This is a genomic window from Syntrophomonas wolfei subsp. wolfei str. Goettingen G311, assembly GCF_000014725.1.
GTDB lineage: Bacteria > Bacillota > Syntrophomonadia > Syntrophomonadales > Syntrophomonadaceae > Syntrophomonas > Syntrophomonas wolfei.
The window spans coordinates 1,166,280-1,182,862 of the sequence record NC_008346.1 but is presented as its reverse complement, the minus strand read 5'-3'; the positions used below and the strand labels follow the sequence as shown (position 1 = coordinate 1,182,862).

At 43.6% G+C, this 16,583-nt stretch carries 13 protein-coding genes and 3 riboswitches; of the genes, 5 read left to right on the top strand and 8 right to left on the bottom strand.

Annotated elements, in window-relative coordinates; translation table 11 throughout:
• Positions 1 to 239 precede the first annotated feature (239 nt).
• The 6 genes from SWOL_RS05275 to SWOL_RS05250 form a co-directional block, all read right to left on the bottom strand.
• Entirely contained in the window at positions 240 to 800 is a 561-nt protein-coding gene (locus tag SWOL_RS05275) for a DUF502 domain-containing protein (RefSeq protein ID WP_011640457.1), read from the bottom strand.
• Between the two features lie 424 nt (positions 801 to 1,224).
• Positions 1,225 to 2,652 (bottom strand): C1 family peptidase, encoded by a 1,428-nt coding sequence (locus SWOL_RS05270; protein WP_011640456.1) that lies wholly within the window; start codon positions 2,650 to 2,652, stop codon positions 1,225 to 1,227.
• A gap of 416 nt (positions 2,653 to 3,068) precedes the next feature.
• Positions 3,069 to 3,953, bottom strand: coding sequence for an SMODS domain-containing nucleotidyltransferase (locus tag SWOL_RS05265; protein WP_011640455.1), 885 nt, complete (start codon positions 3,951 to 3,953; stop codon positions 3,069 to 3,071).
• Positions 3,954 to 4,226: 273 nt separating this feature from the next.
• Entirely contained in the window at positions 4,227 to 5,675 is a 1,449-nt protein-coding gene (gene ltrA, locus SWOL_RS05260; RefSeq protein ID WP_011640454.1) for a group II intron reverse transcriptase/maturase, read from the bottom strand.
• Positions 5,676 to 5,740: 65 nt separating this feature from the next.
• Complete coding sequence (locus SWOL_RS14870) at positions 5,741 to 5,995, bottom strand: hypothetical protein (protein WP_041427407.1); 255 nt, start codon at positions 5,993 to 5,995, stop codon at positions 5,741 to 5,743.
• Positions 5,996 to 6,169: 174 nt separating this feature from the next.
• Positions 6,170 to 7,123 carry a C40 family peptidase gene (locus SWOL_RS05250; protein WP_011640453.1) on the bottom strand — a complete coding sequence of 318 codons (954 nt, stop codon included), beginning with the start codon at positions 7,121 to 7,123 and terminating at the stop codon, positions 6,170 to 6,172.
• A gap of 308 nt (positions 7,124 to 7,431) precedes the next feature.
• Here SWOL_RS05250 and SWOL_RS05245 point away from each other — a divergent pair, with 308 nt between their 5' ends.
• Positions 7,432 to 8,205, top strand: coding sequence for an SIR2 family NAD-dependent protein deacylase (locus SWOL_RS05245; protein ID WP_242649370.1), 774 nt, complete (start codon positions 7,432 to 7,434; stop codon positions 8,203 to 8,205).
• A gap of 1 nt (position 8,206) precedes the next feature.
• Here the strand turns inward: SWOL_RS05245 and SWOL_RS05240 are convergent, their stop codons facing one another.
• Together SWOL_RS05240 and pssA are read right to left on the bottom strand one after the other, a co-directional pair.
• Positions 8,207 to 8,851: an NUDIX hydrolase gene (locus SWOL_RS05240; RefSeq protein WP_011640451.1), complete on the bottom strand. Its 645-nt coding sequence runs from the start codon at positions 8,849 to 8,851 to the stop codon at positions 8,207 to 8,209.
• A gap of 147 nt (positions 8,852 to 8,998) precedes the next feature.
• A complete protein-coding gene (gene pssA / locus SWOL_RS05235; RefSeq protein ID WP_011640450.1) occupies positions 8,999 to 9,517 on the bottom strand; it encodes a CDP-diacylglycerol--serine O-phosphatidyltransferase in 519 nt (172 codons plus the stop codon).
• 391 nt (positions 9,518 to 9,908) lie between these two features.
• Between pssA and fdhD the strand changes: the two genes are divergently transcribed.
• From fdhD to SWOL_RS05210, 4 genes are all read left to right on the top strand, one after another.
• Positions 9,909 to 10,700 (top strand): formate dehydrogenase accessory sulfurtransferase FdhD, encoded by a 792-nt coding sequence (gene fdhD, locus SWOL_RS05230; protein ID WP_011640449.1) that lies wholly within the window; start codon positions 9,909 to 9,911, stop codon positions 10,698 to 10,700.
• A 108-nt stretch (positions 10,701 to 10,808) separates the two neighbouring features.
• Positions 10,809 to 10,932: riboswitch (molybdenum cofactor riboswitch) on the top strand.
• A gap of 56 nt (positions 10,933 to 10,988) precedes the next feature.
• A riboswitch (molybdenum cofactor riboswitch) is annotated at positions 10,989 to 11,109 on the top strand.
• A gap of 64 nt (positions 11,110 to 11,173) precedes the next feature.
• Positions 11,174 to 11,424: riboswitch (molybdenum cofactor riboswitch) on the top strand.
• Between the two features lie 142 nt (positions 11,425 to 11,566).
• Positions 11,567 to 14,248 carry a formate dehydrogenase subunit alpha gene (gene fdhF / locus SWOL_RS13955; RefSeq protein ID WP_081424879.1) on the top strand — a complete coding sequence of 894 codons (2,682 nt, stop codon included), beginning with the start codon at positions 11,567 to 11,569 and terminating at the stop codon, positions 14,246 to 14,248.
• A gap of 11 nt (positions 14,249 to 14,259) precedes the next feature.
• Positions 14,260 to 15,291, top strand: a complete 1,032-nt coding sequence (locus tag SWOL_RS05215; protein ID WP_011640446.1) for a molybdopterin-binding protein — start codon at positions 14,260 to 14,262, stop codon at positions 15,289 to 15,291.
• A 21-nt stretch (positions 15,292 to 15,312) separates the two neighbouring features.
• Positions 15,313 to 16,521, top strand: a complete 1,209-nt coding sequence (locus tag SWOL_RS05210; RefSeq protein ID WP_011640445.1) for a molybdopterin molybdotransferase MoeA — start codon at positions 15,313 to 15,315, stop codon at positions 16,519 to 16,521.
• Positions 16,522 to 16,583 lie beyond the last annotated feature (62 nt).

Sequence of the window (16,583 nt, the reverse complement as noted above, 5' to 3'; positions counted from 1 at the left end):
CGGCAAAATATCTCTCCCTATTCTTAATTCTGCTCCCTGCTATTCCGTTCCAGAGAGTCTTAATCTATTTATCGGGTAAATAGCCAAACTGGGGAATGGTTCCTTAAAAAATACAAGATTCCCCCCTTTCCAACAAAACCGACCTTTTAAAACATGATTCTACAAAAACCAAGGATTTCCTTTTAGCACACAGAAAAACCTGCTTTTGTCCCATTGAAATCAGGGACATATTTCCTGTGTTAGCTTTTGGCTACACCACCGGAGACAATAAAAGTCATTATATCCGAGCTGCTAGCCTCAATGGGCCTTACTTGTTCCCGGGGAAAGAGCAATAGATTACCAGCAAAATTATATGATTGGGGAAAGTATACTGCCACCATATCATCCACACCCAAGTGTTGAAGTGATTCTGAAGTGACGAATCCTAAAGCTGAAGCATTACTACCCGGAATTATTGTAACTAAAACCGGCTGGTTGAAAGTCTTCTTTTCTCCCAGAAATGCATTTATGAGGTCTTTGATTGAAGAGTAGAGAATTTTCACCAGAGGAAGCCGGTTAAACAGCCTGTCCATAAGGGACATAAACCTTCTCGTGATTAAGTTGGATACCAGTACACCAGTTAAAGTAATAATCAGAATGGTTACCACAAAACCAACCCCGGGAATAATCCCGATACCAGGCAAAGGAATTTGCAGTAAACTATCAATTTTTGCAAACAAAAGATAAATAATATACAAAGTAAGAAAAATAGGTACGATAAAAAGCAAACCATTTAAAAAATAGCGAGCCAGACGGTTCATAGTATATTTAGTCCTCCATAATAATTTATATCTTTACACTTTCCTTATTAATATATTAACATGTTAAGGAATAAAAAGGAGTGTGAAAATATTCATTATTAGCTCCACTGTAAACATTTTTATCTTATATATGGATTGTATTAATATGACGATACCGGCACTTAGATAAATATTAACCTTTCCTCAATAAAGGTCATTATACTGAGTGCCGGATCGCTACCTCTTGAGCTGCGAGATATGCTGCACTATAGCTTGCTCATCTTAGCTTAAAGCTACGCGCTAACTCCCTTCTGTTTTAAGCATCGGAAGAAACTGCGGAGCAGCTTCAACACAGCGCTGCAACGAGGCGGGGGATTAGAACCCGCCGCCTGTTTTGTTAATAGAACCCGAGCGTTTAAAGAAGCGGAGGACATATTTCATCTTGTTATTTATCGCCGGGCAAAACATCGGAATTCTTGCTGGAAGCATATGCTTTAAGACAAGCACTGCTATTTTCCCATGAATTTGTAATATCCTCCCAATTAGTACCACTTTTACTCATAAAGCTTTGTCCCTTATTAGCTACAGCTTTGCTGGTATAGCCATCAACCGGCATTTCCAGCGGTACAGGAAAGTTATAGCCCGAAGTACTTAGTTTTACTACAACAGAAAATTTCTGGCCTGCTTTTAAAGCTACCGGCTTGGTAAAGGAACGAGTAAAATATCCCGGGTTAGTAATTGTTCCGCTTACATTCTTGGCGATTTTTCCACTTCTCGGCTTGTTGGCGGTAGGATCAGTATAAACCAGGACCTGGTAGGTAGCGGAAGCTCCCCCAACACACCAGCCTACAGCAAGTAATTCTTGTTGTTTTGAGCTGGCCGTAAAAATATTAGCAAACCAGGCGGTAGAACTGCGGTACCCAACAGAAGCAATCCAACCCAGAGGATCAAATTGATAAATAATGTTATATTTTACGGGAGACTCGGCATTGTAATATACGGCATTATCACTTCCGATTGCAGTATCATAATAGGAAATGTAAAAATAACCATCATCTCCCCAGGAAGTTCCCCAACTATTTCTGGCTATAAAGGCGCCATTTTTTGGGGGTTCTGAATTAAAGTTTTTCCGGTTATAATTATCATCCCAACCAACCAGGCAAACAGCATGATTGGAAAAACTATAGCTGGGGAAATAATAGCTTGACTTATCAGGATTGTAGTATTGATCCTCATAATACATGCCGCTGAACACGGCGCCATATTTACTTATAGCTTGCTTGATGTTTTGATTGTCTGAAGCATCCTTGCGATCAGGGATAAAAATCACATTTTGAATATGTTTTTGCGGGGAAAACTGGGTGCAAGGGCCATCATCAAAAGGGTCATAGGGATCTTCTTTTTCCAATACCGGTCCATCCCAGCGGGTTAAGTAAGCCATAGACATAAATTGATTTCCCCCATCCCGCGGACCCCGGTCATAGCCAGCAGGACAATTCTCACTCAAGAGATTTTTCATATTATTTTCCGAGAAATCGAATTCCTGATCAGGGAGTAAACATGATTCCAGGGACCCATAAGTGGCAAAAGCCCAGCAGGTACCAGCAGGTCCCTGGTCTTTAACCGGGGTAAGTCTTCCCTCTTTACGCAAATCATAAGAGGAAGATAAACGTAGAAGCTTGGTTTCGGAAAAGATTTTCTGTCCTTTTAGATGGGAGAGGTTCAGGGGATGAGGAATAAAACCAGGCTGGTATTGCCCTGCCAGAACTTTTTTCGAACTTGTTGGGCTTATTTTATTTCGTTGCTGCTCGAATATAGGATTTCTTTTAGCCAGACGTGCTTTAAAAAGTTTGATTTTTCTCCTTTTTTTCAATTTTTTCATCCTTTCTTCTCAAAGGTTCTAATATGTGTAAGCTCTTCTAATTTCACCATATAAGCATAAGCACAAAAATATACCGGAAAAAGCAAATTATTTGCTTAAACCATGGCATATAACGGTAAAATCGATATAATGGTGAAATACCGTTAAAACCTGAGAAGAAAAGCAAAGTATAATTAGGTGACTCCCTTCACCACAGAAAAAATATTAATACATTCCAACAAAACCCCTTTTATTGCATGAGGCTTGCATGAATGTACAAGGCGTGCGTTGGCGAAGCATGGATGCAACACCCTGCGGGTACTCCTGATGCTCCCTTCGGTCGCAATTAAGGGAGCTGAGCAGTATATATATGCAAGCTATTGAATATTAATAACTTTTTACATTAAAATCTTCTGCAAAACAAAGATCTAGGTAGGAAAATCGGGGCCAAAGACCTCCCGCCAGCATTTGTTAGCTTCAATCCAGTTATCCTCCTCCTCAAATATGAAAGCCCTGCTCACTATTTTATAAGCAATATTAGCCTGCTCACCAAAATCATCTGTTGATGGCAATACGCGGTTGCTTCCTTTAGCATACCAGTGTAATTGATCCTTCCTGCGACTGGCCAAGTACTCCAAAAAATCTTGGGTCATTAAACCGTAATAAGCAAAGGATTTATCATTGCCCTCCCACTCTTCCATGAAGTTTAAGGCCAGAGTATCAAGAAGCATCCCAGAAATAGGTGCTTCATGGGTCGCTTTCCAAGCCCGCATCATTTTAGCCAGGTGTTTAACCTTACCATTATATTTATAGTTCAATTCATCAAGAACCTGGATTTCTCTAATCGGGTTAAAGGCTACCCAACTTCCACCCTCATGAATATCCGGGTATATGTAGTTCTTTTTGGGAGTAATAAAACTAGGAATGAATTCAAATATAAGATCCGGGAAAGGTATTAATAAATGGCCTTCTTCGTTAATATGGGCTTCAGGATAAGCTTTAATCAGAAAATCCTTCATTTCATGAAGTAATACACTCTGGCTGTTATCTTTAAGCTTTTCATACTTTTCATAAAGATCACGGGGTAATACCGCAAGTAGATTGATATTCTTAACACCTTTTATTGCCGTACCGCGGCCATAAGAACCGATAAAGTGAACATTCTTTATGTCTGACTTAATTCTCCAATATTTCTGATTAAAGTCTTTAGTTATCTCCTTAACCTGAGATACGATAAACGATTGATTATCAATATTCAAATTAGATAGAAAAGCCCGAAACCTATCTCCCAGTGATGGGCCCTTTGGCTGCATAGAAATCCCTCCTCTAAATCGTAACCCATAGCTGGTAACAACTCGATGATTTTTGTTTTTTGATTAAATTAACAAAAGGGGTTGAATTAGTCCGCTCCAATTCTTTCATCATATTATAACAAAATATTGGTTAAAGTGCTTTGTTAGATAACCTGCTAGAATGCTTGGGCAATATTATTACAATCGGGTAGGAGGCTACCCATTAATTGAGTAGCCGACCTCCCACACCACCGTACGTACCGTTCGGTATACGGCGGTTCCAAAGTTTACACACTACTTCGCAGAGTAGCATTCCATCAAACTGAGGTATCCGGCACGTTTGAACCTCTCGTTGGATAGGGCTATTAATAAGATTGGACTATGGGCGGTACGCCAGTAGCCTTTTCTTGTATTCGCCCACATCCATGCCCGTTCTTCCTTAATTCCCAGGTGTTTGAGATTTTCAGAACGTGTACGGACTTTCTTCCATCGTTTCCATGTAACCATCCGAATGCGACTTCTTATCCACTCATCCAATCCCTGTATGAGGTTCTTTGCATCTACCAGTTTGAAGTAATTCATCCATCCTCGAACCACTTGGTTCAATCGGATTTTCCTTGACTCAATCCCCATCCCGTTACTACGTCCTGTGACTTCCCGGATTTTTTCCTTAAATTTTTGGACGCTCTTGGGATGTATCCTGAGCCTCCCTTCTCCTTTATGGATGTAGAAACCATAACCCAGAAATTTGACCTTGTTCACGTGTGCTACCTGTGTTTTATCCCGATTCACCCTCAAGAATAATTTCTCTTCGATGTATGGGAGGATGTGGTTTAGCGTACGATTGGCCGCTTTCTTGCTTTTGCAGAAAATCATCATATCATCTGCATAGCGTACAAAGCGGTGTCCGCGCCTTTCCAGTTCATGGTCACATTCATTCAGCATGATGTTTCCCAGCAGTGGACTCAGGGGTCCGCCTTGCGGCACTCCTTCGGGGCTGTCTTCAAACATTCCGCCTACCATAACTCCCGCTCGCAGGAATTTGTGAATCAGCGCAATGACTCGTCCATCTTTTATCGTTTCCGATAGTATCTGAATGAGTTTGCTCTGGTTGACCGTGTCAAAGTACTTTTCCAAATCCATATCGACTACGTATCTGTAGCCATCTGTAATGTTGGTCTGGCATCTTTTAAGTGCATCATGTGCACTCCTTTTCGGTCGGAATCCAAAGCTATTGTTTGAAAACTGTTTCTCAAAGATTAGGCTCAAGACTTGGCAAATCGCTTGTTGGATTAGCCTGTCCACGACAGTTGGTATCCCCAGCTTTCTGGTCTTCCCGTTCTCTTTGGGTATTTCTACCCTGCGTACGGGTTTAGGACGGTATTTGCCGTCCCGGAGGGATTGCACAAGTTCGTTCTTGTTTTCTTTCAGGAAGGGTAGAAGTTCATCTACCTGCATTCCGTCAATTCCACCCGCACCTTTGTTTCTCTTTACCTGCTTGTAGGCACGATTCAGATTATCTCTGCTTAGAATTTGCTCCAGCAATCCTTCCGTCTGCTCGTTTGTGTTGGTGCTGTCGGTTTCAGTCATCTTCGGTGACGCGCACGCTTCTGCATACTCTCTCTGTTCCGCAGATACCCTTTGCAGATAGCCTTCTTCTCGAAGTTGTCTGTGTTTTAAGTTGTCACTTTCAGTAACTTTCGTTGACCCACACCTCCTATGGTTCAGCCCTTCCTTCGGCATCGCGCTGCCTCCGTACTATGGCCTCTGCTGACTTCTCACGATAAATCTTGTTTCAACCGGGCTTCTTACTCTGTTTCCACCCGTCCGTGAGACCTCCCCGGGTAAGAACGCAGTCTTTCCTTCCATCTATCTGCCACATCTACACCGTAAGCTTCCGGATAGTTTCGGGCTTCAGTTTGTTGCGCAACCTTACCCAGCTTACGATGCCTGATGTGATTTCTGTTCGTCAGACCAGAAGTTTGCCTCCGGCTTCCTTCGGATTCCACCTCACGATGGACACCCTTGCCCTTGGCTATGTGCTTGGCACTATCAACCCGCACTAGGGACTTTCACCCATTAGACTGCGCCCATGCCGGGCGCACGCAGTAAAAAGACCCCTGCCTTTTGGCAGGGGTCTCTTGGCCAGATTTCAAGTTGTTGCTCGGTCATATGTTTTCTGGGTTTCTTACTGAATAATTATCAAGTATACTTAAGTTCCGAATACTAAAACGCTATTAAAATCCACAAGGAAGGTCTTCAGGTTGAATAATCGGTCCCTGAGGCGGAAGCTTGTAAACCTGAGGAATAACCGGCCCGGAATCACTAAATGATTTACTGGAGCGTTCGCTGCTATTTAACACCCTTCTGGCTTCATAGAAATGCTCACCAAACCAGTAAGTAAAACTATTGGTTATACCAATAGCGGTGGGATTATCCTTCCGGGTATGAATGATAGTCGGTTTACCATTAATTTTGCCCATATAGATGGCAACATGGGCAATATATTTCTTTCCTTGACTATCCTTTTTCCAGAAAGTCATAATATCACCTGGCCGGAGCTTATCAGTACCCACTAGCTTGTATTTACTGCTGCTGCTACTGAGTTTTTGGGAATAAACCCCACTAACCTTCTTTCCTACTGTGCCATAACGGCGAGCTGCTGAAGTTATTGTATAGCCAAAGTCCTTGTAAACCAGGGATACAAAATTGGAACAATCAATAAGACCACTCTTGGGATACTTTTCATGTCCATAAATCATATAGCCATATTCCATATACCAGATAGCTCTTCCCACTATGGCATGAGCCAGCGTGCCATTATAATTGGAACGAAATTCCTCTACGACGGGCAGTTCTTCTTTAGCATAGGCGGGATAATTCTTTTTGTAAATGCTTACATATTTGTTGTTAGTTGTTGTTGTTTTGATCTCTGCAGGCAGTATGGGTTTAGCTGCCTGCCCGGAAAGATTCTCCATAGAATTTGAAGTATTTTGCGGCTCGGATTTCTTTATTTCTTCAGGCGGTATATTGGCCCTGGGATTATCCAACAAGAGCATATACTCCGAGTAATCAATCTCATCCGGGCCTGCTTTTATAACGGGAGCAGCCCAGGTCACATCAAGTGGATTGACTGGAAAACTTAGCGTAAAACATACTATCATTATTAGTGCGAATAGTTTTTTAAGCATTGCTTACCTCCTTTATGAGCTTAGAAGATGGTTTCTACTACTTTAAATACCAAACAACAACCTGACTAACCACAAAATACCACCCAGATATATAAATGGTTCGATTTCCTTCGACATTATCCTTTAGGTAAATCATGACAGTGGGCAGGTAAAACAGCAGCGAAAATGTTAATATCGTACTTTCACTGGCTACTTAAAACAGCAAATAGTTTTGGGCTTATTAAATCAAAGCCGCTCTATTATAATGGTAGTGGGAGGGATAAGTCTGAAAGAAATTCTTTCATGATGTTTTGTACCTCTAGAAAGGAATGGTTATAATTATGGAGAAAAACATTGACCGTGTTGTGGAGATTCTTGATCGATCCCATAACACAGTTGTGGTGACGGGTGCTGGTATTAGCACGGAGGCAGGTATTCCTGACTTTCGTGGACCAGAGGGAATTTACCGGAAACTCGGAGAAAACCGGGTAATGAAGATTATTAACATAGATTTCTTTCGCAATAATCCCTTGGAATTTTATAAGTTTTACCGGCAGTACTTCATCTTTCCTCCGGTGGAACCAGGCAAAGCACATCAGGTGCTGGCAGAAATGGAAAAGGCAGGCATCATTAAGGCTATAGTCACCCAGAACATCGACAACCTTCATCAAAAGGCCGGGAGTCAAAAAGTAATACCTATTCACGGCAATGGTGCTCGTTTTTTATGTCAGGAACGTAATTGCCGCTCAGTACATGACAGTAATTATGTTAATACTTACCCGGAGGTTATTCCCCGTTGTTCTCAATGCGGAGGCATCCTGAAACCAGATGTAGTTCTTTTTGGAGAACATATTAAAAATTACCCGGACGCTATGGATAGAATACTAGGAGCCAGGGTTTTGGTCGTAATTGGTTCTTCCTTGACCGTCTACCCATTGGCCGGTTTTGTTAAAGAATTCAGCACCTTTACCCAGTATCTGATAATTATTAATAAAGGTCCTACCCCGCTTGATCATGCAGCAGTAGTTAAATTGCAGGAGGGAAATACCGGTGAGCTGCTTGAGGAAATATTTGAAAAGATAAAAAAGCGGAGAAAGCAGTAGTTTAATTGATTTCTTCCTGGTTAGACTGCAGCAAATCCAAAAAGTGGTTGAGTATGCGGGCGGTAAGACCCCATATTACCTCTTTTTCCCAAAGGTAAAAGTATTGGGGATAGCGGGCATCCCGGTAAGGGTAATTCCTGCCATGGGGAATCAAATCATAGGGATAACCCTGGGGAAGAACCAGTTTGAGGCCCAGTGGAGCACAAGGTGGTTCTATCTTAAGAAGATAATTGAGAGGCACATAGAAGACATATTCAACTTCGCTATTGATTTTAATCTTTTGATAATCTTTAATCCTGCCTACAAAAGGATTAACGATCAGGTTAAAGGGGCTAACAAAAATATCCAGCGGAGCTACTACCTCTATATCTCCTGTATCTAGTCCCAGTTCTTCACAAGTCTCTCTAACAGCAGCTTCCTTCGCCCCCTGGTCAATTGCTTCAATCTGTCCTCCGGGGAAACATATCTCCCCTGGTTGCACATTCAGGTCAGCGGCTCTTTTTTCAAACAAGATGCAGAGATTATTTTGGTACTCAACCAGCGGCAATAATACTGCTGTCTTTAAATATTCTTTATGTCCAAGTATCTGAGGTCGGCGGTTGGCCATAAGTTTTAGCTTTTCTTCAACCAGGATTTTATCCATCATATCCTGATAATCCTTTCAAAAAATTGATAAAGTTGTTCATATCGGCTTAACTGGTTAGCAAAATATAGGTCTTTGGCCAAGTAAAATCACGACTAACCTGCCAGTTAATTTTGCCAGGTAGCTATGTCAATTTCGCTATAGAGAAAATTAAATCTTTCTTATCTTAATATTACTAATCATCATAAGAGAAAGAAAAACTACCAGCAAGAGAATTACCATAGGATATATATTGTCTGCGAGCAGTGAAATGATGGCCAATAAAAACCCGGCCAGGGTAATAGGTATACCCAAAAAATACTCATGAATATTTAATACGTTAAAACGGGCTAAGCGCAAAGCCCCACATATTATAAAAAACAAAGCAGCAATTAATCCGGGCAGATGATAACTCTCCAGGAATACCTGGGCATAAAGCAAGACCGCAGGAGCTACTCCAAAGGAAACCAGATCACAAAGAGAATCCAATTCTTTTCCCAGCTCCGAAGTTGCCCCAAATCTCCTCGCTATCTTGCCATCCATACCGTCCATAAATACTGCAAATAAAATAAAAATGGCTGCCCAAGAATAGTGTAGGTGTTGAACTAAAATAATGGCCATAGAACCAAAAACCAGGTTCATTAATGTAAGAATATTCGCAAAGCTCTTGGTTATCAAATCCAACAACATTATCTTCCTCTCTTTTTACAGTATTGTTTAAGGTTAATAATCTTTCCAAAAAAACGACAAATTTCATTATTTGCGTGGCCGGTATAGACCCTGGGCATGATATTGCCGTAAATTAGATATTTTATCCTTATATATGCTAATATATTATAACATATTAGGATTCAAGCGCGGACGATGATAAAATGAAAGCGTTTATAACAAATTGAAATATGTCCCCCGCTTCTTTAAGCGGTCTAAGTGGTCGGGTTCCTATTAACAAAACTGCCGGCGGGTTCTAATCCCCCGCCTTGTTGCGCCGTTGTAGCGCTGTTGAAATTGCTCCGCAGTTTCTTCCGATGCTTAAATACTGCCAGGGTGTCGGAGGTAAAAGAAAGAAGGGTTGGGAATTAATTTGAACGATGTTTTGTTGTTTCACGAGAAAAATATTTTAATATATCGCCAGGGAGAAGTAAGACCTTACCGGGATACACTGGTTATTGAGGTTCCCCTTACGGTATATGCCAACGGGCAAGAACTATCTACCCTGGTCTGCTCCCCTCAAGGGTATAAGGAACTGGGGGTGGGTTATCTCCTAAACGAAGGGATGATTTCAGACCCTGCTGATATCCAAGATATACATCATGACTCAGATAAAGGAATACTCTTTGTAGAGGGGAAGATAGACACTCCTTCCAATGGTAATGGGCACAAGCGCTATTTCCCAGAGGATAATGAAACACTAAATAGCAGTTTCTATTTTGCCAAAGATGCTTGCCAGATTAGGCCGGTGAAATCAGACTTTCGCATCCCTGCATCCCAGCTATTGCAACTCATTTCTTTATTGGAAGAAAAGTCGCTTACCTTTCGCCGGACCGGGGGAGTTCACAGTGCAGCCCTGGCTGATAATTCAGGCCTAATTGTCAGGTATGAGGATATCGGAAGGCATAATGCCGTGGATAAGGTTTTGGGTTATGCTTTTTTGAACGGCATTCCCCTGGATGATAAATGTCTGGTTTTGAGTGGGCGAGTTGCATCAGAGATTATGTTTAAAGTTGCCCGCAGGGGAATACCACTTATCCTATCTCGTTCGGCCGCCATGCTACTCGCAGTAGAACTGGCTGAAAAACTAGACATCTGTATCGTGGGTTTTACCCGAGGAGAGCAATTCAATGTCTATTGCCATCCAGAACGTATCATTTTTTAGCCCGGGTTAGTAAATAATTATGCATTTCATTTATAATTTGTATGAAAATATCACATACTATAATTTTACTCTATTGATTAGCCCCATTATTTATAGTATGCTGAGCTCAAAAGAATAGAGCTCCGAGCCTTATTAATCTAAAGACTGCGGTTCATGATTATAGGGCCTATAGGTATAAGTGGAAACGCTTATGCCTCCCCGTATTGTGGAAAGGAGTACTTATTTAGCTGTTCGTCAAAAGAACAGGTGTTAATGTGCTTTCTTTCATTAACACCTGTTTTTTATTTAACTTAATATGTATTCCGAGCCCTCTTAACCTGCAGACAAATCCAGGTTACAGGGCCTATAGGTATAAGTGGAAACACTTATGCCTCCCCGTATTGTGGAAAGGAGTAGTGAAAGAACTGTTCAGTTAATTGAACAGGTGTTACTGTGCTTTTTCACAACACACAACACCTGTTTTTTGTTTAATTGAATAGAACCGGCTCCAAGCCTTTGAGCCTAATGACTGAAACTCATTTGTCAGGGAGAATCGGACTTTTATGGTGGAAAAAGCCTGAATCCCTGAGCCCGTTAAAAAAGTATAAAAATTATGGACGATTAATGCATTTTATACTTTCATTTTTGCTGGGATTGAGTCTTTAATCCATGGTTTAACGGCCGCGGTATAAGTGGAAACGCTTGTGCCTCCCTTATTTGGAAAGGAGACCAAATTCACTATTAGTTAGGTTTAGCCATTTTTAGACCCCGGTTATATAGGATAAGCCTGACAGGTGATTATTGGACTTTCTTCAAATACGGGAGGCTCTTTTTGTCTGTAGGTTTGATTTCTTGGGAGTTGTTAGAATTTGAAAGGAGTGATGGGAGTGGAACTGATCAAAATCACTATTGATGGAAAGGAGGTTGAAGTCCCGGCGGGTACAACAATAATGAAGGCCGCTGACAGTGTTGGGATTAATATTCCAAGGCTATGTTATGACCCTGACCTCAGCGCCCTGGGAGCTTGTCGCCTGTGCGTGGTCGAAGTAGAAGGCAATCGTCTTTTACCGGCCTCCTGTGTGACCCCTATTTTCCCCGGTATGGTAGTTAATACCAATTCCCCCGCCGTGGTCGAAGCCAGGAAGACCATCCTTGAATTGCTGGTAGCCAATCACCCACTGGACTGCATGACTTGCGATAAACTGGGTGACTGTAAATTGGCCGATTATTGCTACCAGTATGGCGTTAAGGAAAGCCCCTTTGTTGGTGAAAAACATGAATATGCTATTGATGATACCAACCCCTTTATTTTGCGTGATTTGAACAAATGTATACTCTGTGGTGCCTGTGTTCGTGCTTGCGAAGAGATGACCGGTCAGGACAACTTGAGTTACCTTAATCGGGGTTTCCATCGCAAGGCTACCACTGCTGGTGATGTTGACTACATTGATTCTGATTGCGTGTTCTGCGGCCAGTGTGTAGCTGTATGTCCCACCGGAGCCCTGCAGGAAAAAACCATGGTTGGTCAGGGTCGTCGTTGGGATATTGACAGAGTACGGACCACTTGCCCCTTCTGCGGAACCGGCTGTAACTTTGACTTGGCCGTAAAAAATGGCAAGGTAATAGGTGTTCTCTCCAATCCCGACAGCACGGTCAACCAGCGTTCCCTCTGTGTTAAAGGTCGTTTTGGATGGGATTTTATCTACAATGAAAAACGGCTTACCACCCCCTTAATAAAGAAAAACGGCAAATTCGAAGAGGCCAGCTGGGATGAAGCCTTTGACTTGATTGCCCAGCGCTTTGGCGAGATAAAGGCTCAGTACGGCTCCGAATCTTTCGCCGCCCTGAGTTCGGCTCGTTGTACCAATGAAGAAAATTACCTGGTGCAGAAATTTACCCGCGCAGTTATGGGCAACAACAATGTTGACCACTGCGCCCGTACCTGACATGCGCCCACCGTGGCCGGTCTGGCCACTACATTTGGAAGCGGCGCAATGACTAACGCCATCAGTGAAATTACCACTGACGCGGAACTCCTATTCCTTATTGGTACCAATACCACTGAAGCTCATCCCGTAACCGGCTACAAGATGCGGCAAGCCGCCCGCCGGGGCTGCAAACTGGTGGTTTGCGATCCCCGCCACATCGACCTAGTAGATGAAGCAGATTACTGGCTTCGCCAGAAACCAGGAACAGATATTCCTTTAATCAATGGCTTGATGCATATCATTATTAAAGAAGGTCTTGAGGACAAGAAATTTATTGAAGAGCGGACCGAAAACTACGAAGCCCTCAAGGCCACGGTAGAAAACTACCCGCCCGAATATGTAGCGGAATTAACGGGCATTCCAGTTGATGTACTTTATGAAGTCGCCCGGCTATACGCTACTACGGACCGGGCCATGATTTTCTATACCCTGGGAATAACTGAACACATTTGTGGAACCCGAAATGTTATGAGTTTGGCCAACCTGGCTATGCTGACCGGTCATATGGGTCGGGCCGGAGTGGGTGTATGCCCCATTCGCGGTCAGAACAATGTGCAAGGTGCTTGTGACATGGGAGCTCTGCCCAATGTATATCAGGGCTACCAAAATGTCACCCTGCCCGCAGTCAAGGAAAAATTTGAAAAGGCCTGGGGCAGACCTATGCCTGATAAGATTGGTTTAAAAATTCCGGAAATGTTTGAGGCCGCTCACGAAGGCAAGGTAAAAGCCATGTATATACTGGGAGAGAATCCAGTACTGACCGATCCCAACAGCCACCACATCCGCGGTGGACTGGAAGCCCTGGAGTTCCTGGTGGTTCAAGAACTGTTCCTTACCGAAACTGCTGAATATGCTGATGTAATATTACCCGCTGCCAGTTTTGCTGAATGTGACGGCACCTTTAGCAATACCGAACGCCGGGTACAAAGAGTTAGAAAAGCCATCGAACCCATTCCGGGAAGAGCCAACTGGCAGACTATTTGCGAAATGGTTAGCCGCATGGGCTATCCCATGAATTATGAGAGCCCCCGCGAGATTTGGGATGAAATGGCTTCCCTGGCTCCTTCCATGACGGGAATCAATTATGACCGGCTGGAGGAATTAGGCAGTCTGCAATGGCCCTGTCCGAGCACCGATCACCCGGGCACCCAGTTCATGCATGTGGGCAAATTCACCCGTGGCCTGGGTCTATTCCAGCCTTCCGACCATATTCCTCCGGGAGAAATGCCGGATGAGGAATACCCGTTCCTGCTTTCCACCGGTAGAATTCTCCAGCACTATAATGTAACCACCCCCTATTCCAAGGGCATTATGAGTGTTTGGAATAAGGAAATGGCAGAACTCAATCCAGCCGATGCTGAGAAGATGGGAGTAAAAACTGGTGACAAGTTGAAAGTAACTTCCCGTCGTGGCGAAGTAGTTACTGCTGTCCGCGTCACTGACCGGGTAATGCCTGGTATAATTTGGATGTCATTCCATTACAGCGAGACTCCTACTAATGCCTTGACCAGTCACCATCTTGATCCCATAACCGGTACTGGTGAATACAAGGTCTGTGCGGTTAAGCTGGAAAAAATCTAGGAGGATAGTGAATGCGTAAGGTACCTGTAAATGAAGCGATAGGCCAGGTTTTAGGACATGATATTATCAAGATTATTCCGGGGCGAGAGAAATGTCGCGCTTTCAGAAGGGGACAAATCATTACCGCTGCTGATGTTCCTCTGCTGCAAGATCTGGGCAAGGAGCACATTTATATCTGGGAAGCTGGTGAGGAGTTGATTCATGAAGATGAAGCAGCTCTCCGTCTGGCGCAAAGTGCGTCCGGGCCAGGTATTAATCTAAGTGAGCCCAGCCATGGCCGGGTTAATCTTATAGCCGCTTACGATGGCCTTTTGAAGATACAGGTAGACCAGTTGCATTGGATAAACAATCTCGATTCTGTTATTTTCGCGACTTTGCATAATAATCGCACCGTAGTAAAGGAACAAAAGCTGGCTGGGACCCGGGTGGTTCCCATCACTGTGGAGCGCAGCCTAGTTGAAGAAGCAGAAAAACTCTGTTCTAACCCCCGTCCCCTGGTTTTAGTTAAGCCTTTTAAGAATCTCTGGACAGCCGTAATTACTACCGGCAATGAAGTTTGCTACGGTAGAATAAAGGATGGTTTTGGCCGGGTTATACGCAAAAAGATTACCCCTTTCGGGGGACGCTTTATGAGCCAGACAATTGTTCCTGATAGTCCAGAAATTATTGCGGCGGAGATTCATCGTTTTATTGGAGAAGGCGCGGATTTTATTATCATAACCGGCGGAATGTCCGTTGACCCGGATGATGTTACCCCGCTGGGGATTAAGGCCTCTGGAGCCGAAGTAGTATTCTATGGTGCTCCGGTTCTGCCTGGTTCCCAGTTTATGCTGGCTTACCAGGGACATGTTCCCATTTGTGGGGTACCGGGAGGAGCATTATATAGCAAGTTTACTACCCTGGATTTACTCCTGCCCCGGATTTTTGCCGAGGAACGGATAAACCGTTCTGATATAGTAGCCCTGGGACATGGCGGTTTTTGTGAAGAATGCAAGGTATGTCACTTCCCAGCCTGTCCTTTTGGAAAAGCTACTTATGTTTAATACCGGAGGTATAAAGCGATTATGCTTAATAGTCTGGAAGATGCTCAACAAGAATTAATTAAGAATATTGAACCGCTGGCTGCTGAACCAGTTTCTTTACTGGAGGCAGTAGGGAGGATTAGCAGTACTGAGATTCTGGCCGATTGCAATATGCCTGGTGAACTGCGATCAGCTGTAGATGGTTATGCTGTAAATCCTGATTTATCTGGCAATTACGACCAACTCCTGGTTATTGGTCAGCTTAAGATGGGTGAGGTACCAAATTCTCCTCTGGTTCCCGGGCAAGCAATCGGAGTATTGACAGGTGGCTTGCTTCCAGATGGAGCAGTTGCCGTTATACCGCATGAAAAAGTACAAATCAAGGACAATTACCTGAAATCTCTCGAATTTGTCAAGCCCGGGAACAATTTCAAACAACCCGGGGAGGATTTTCATAAAGGAGATTTGATATTGGGTCAAGCTACCCGGATTACACCGGGATTGGTGGCCTTACTGGCTACCTTTGGCCATGGGCAGATCCAGGTTTATCACCGTCCCCGAGTTTCGATATTAAGCCTGGGTTCAAATGTAGTTCCCTGTTCAAGCCAAGCCGCCAGGGGAGAAATTCGAGATGCCAACGGCCCTATGTTGGCATCCCTGGTCAAGTTGGACGGAGGCCTGATAAGCTCAGTTGAGCTGGCCGGCCAAAAGGATATGACTCAAATCAAAACCCAGCTTTTGCAAATGCTGGAGCAGTCTGAGCTGGTAATAACCACCGGCGGGACTTATACCGATGGTATTAATGAGATTCATGTATTAATAGATGAAATTGGAGCTCGTCCCCTGTTTCGGGAGATTCCCATACAACCAGGAAGTCATAATGGAGGTGCCGTACTGGGTTCCCGGCTCATTATTTCGCTTTCCGGTAATCCGGCGGCCTGTGCTGTAGGCTATCATCTTTTTGCCGCCCCGGCCTTAAGAGCTTTACAGGGAATTGAACCTCTGTTGCCCCGGGTAAATGCCATATGTTCGAGCCGTTATACCAAGAAAACTGCTTCGCGCAGGTTTGTCCGGGCCCTGGCTACACCCCGAGAGGATGGATGGGCCGTATCTATATTACCTGGGCAAAAGCCCAGTATGATTCGTTCTTTGGTAGATTGCAATGCCCTTATTGATTTACCACCCGGGCATCCGCCGATGGAAGCAGGTTTGGAAGTTTCGATACTGCTTCTGGATAGGAGTGCAGTTTAACCAGAGGTAATATTTATAATCGTAAGTGTTTCAAATAACAATGCTAAATAACAGGGAGGTGA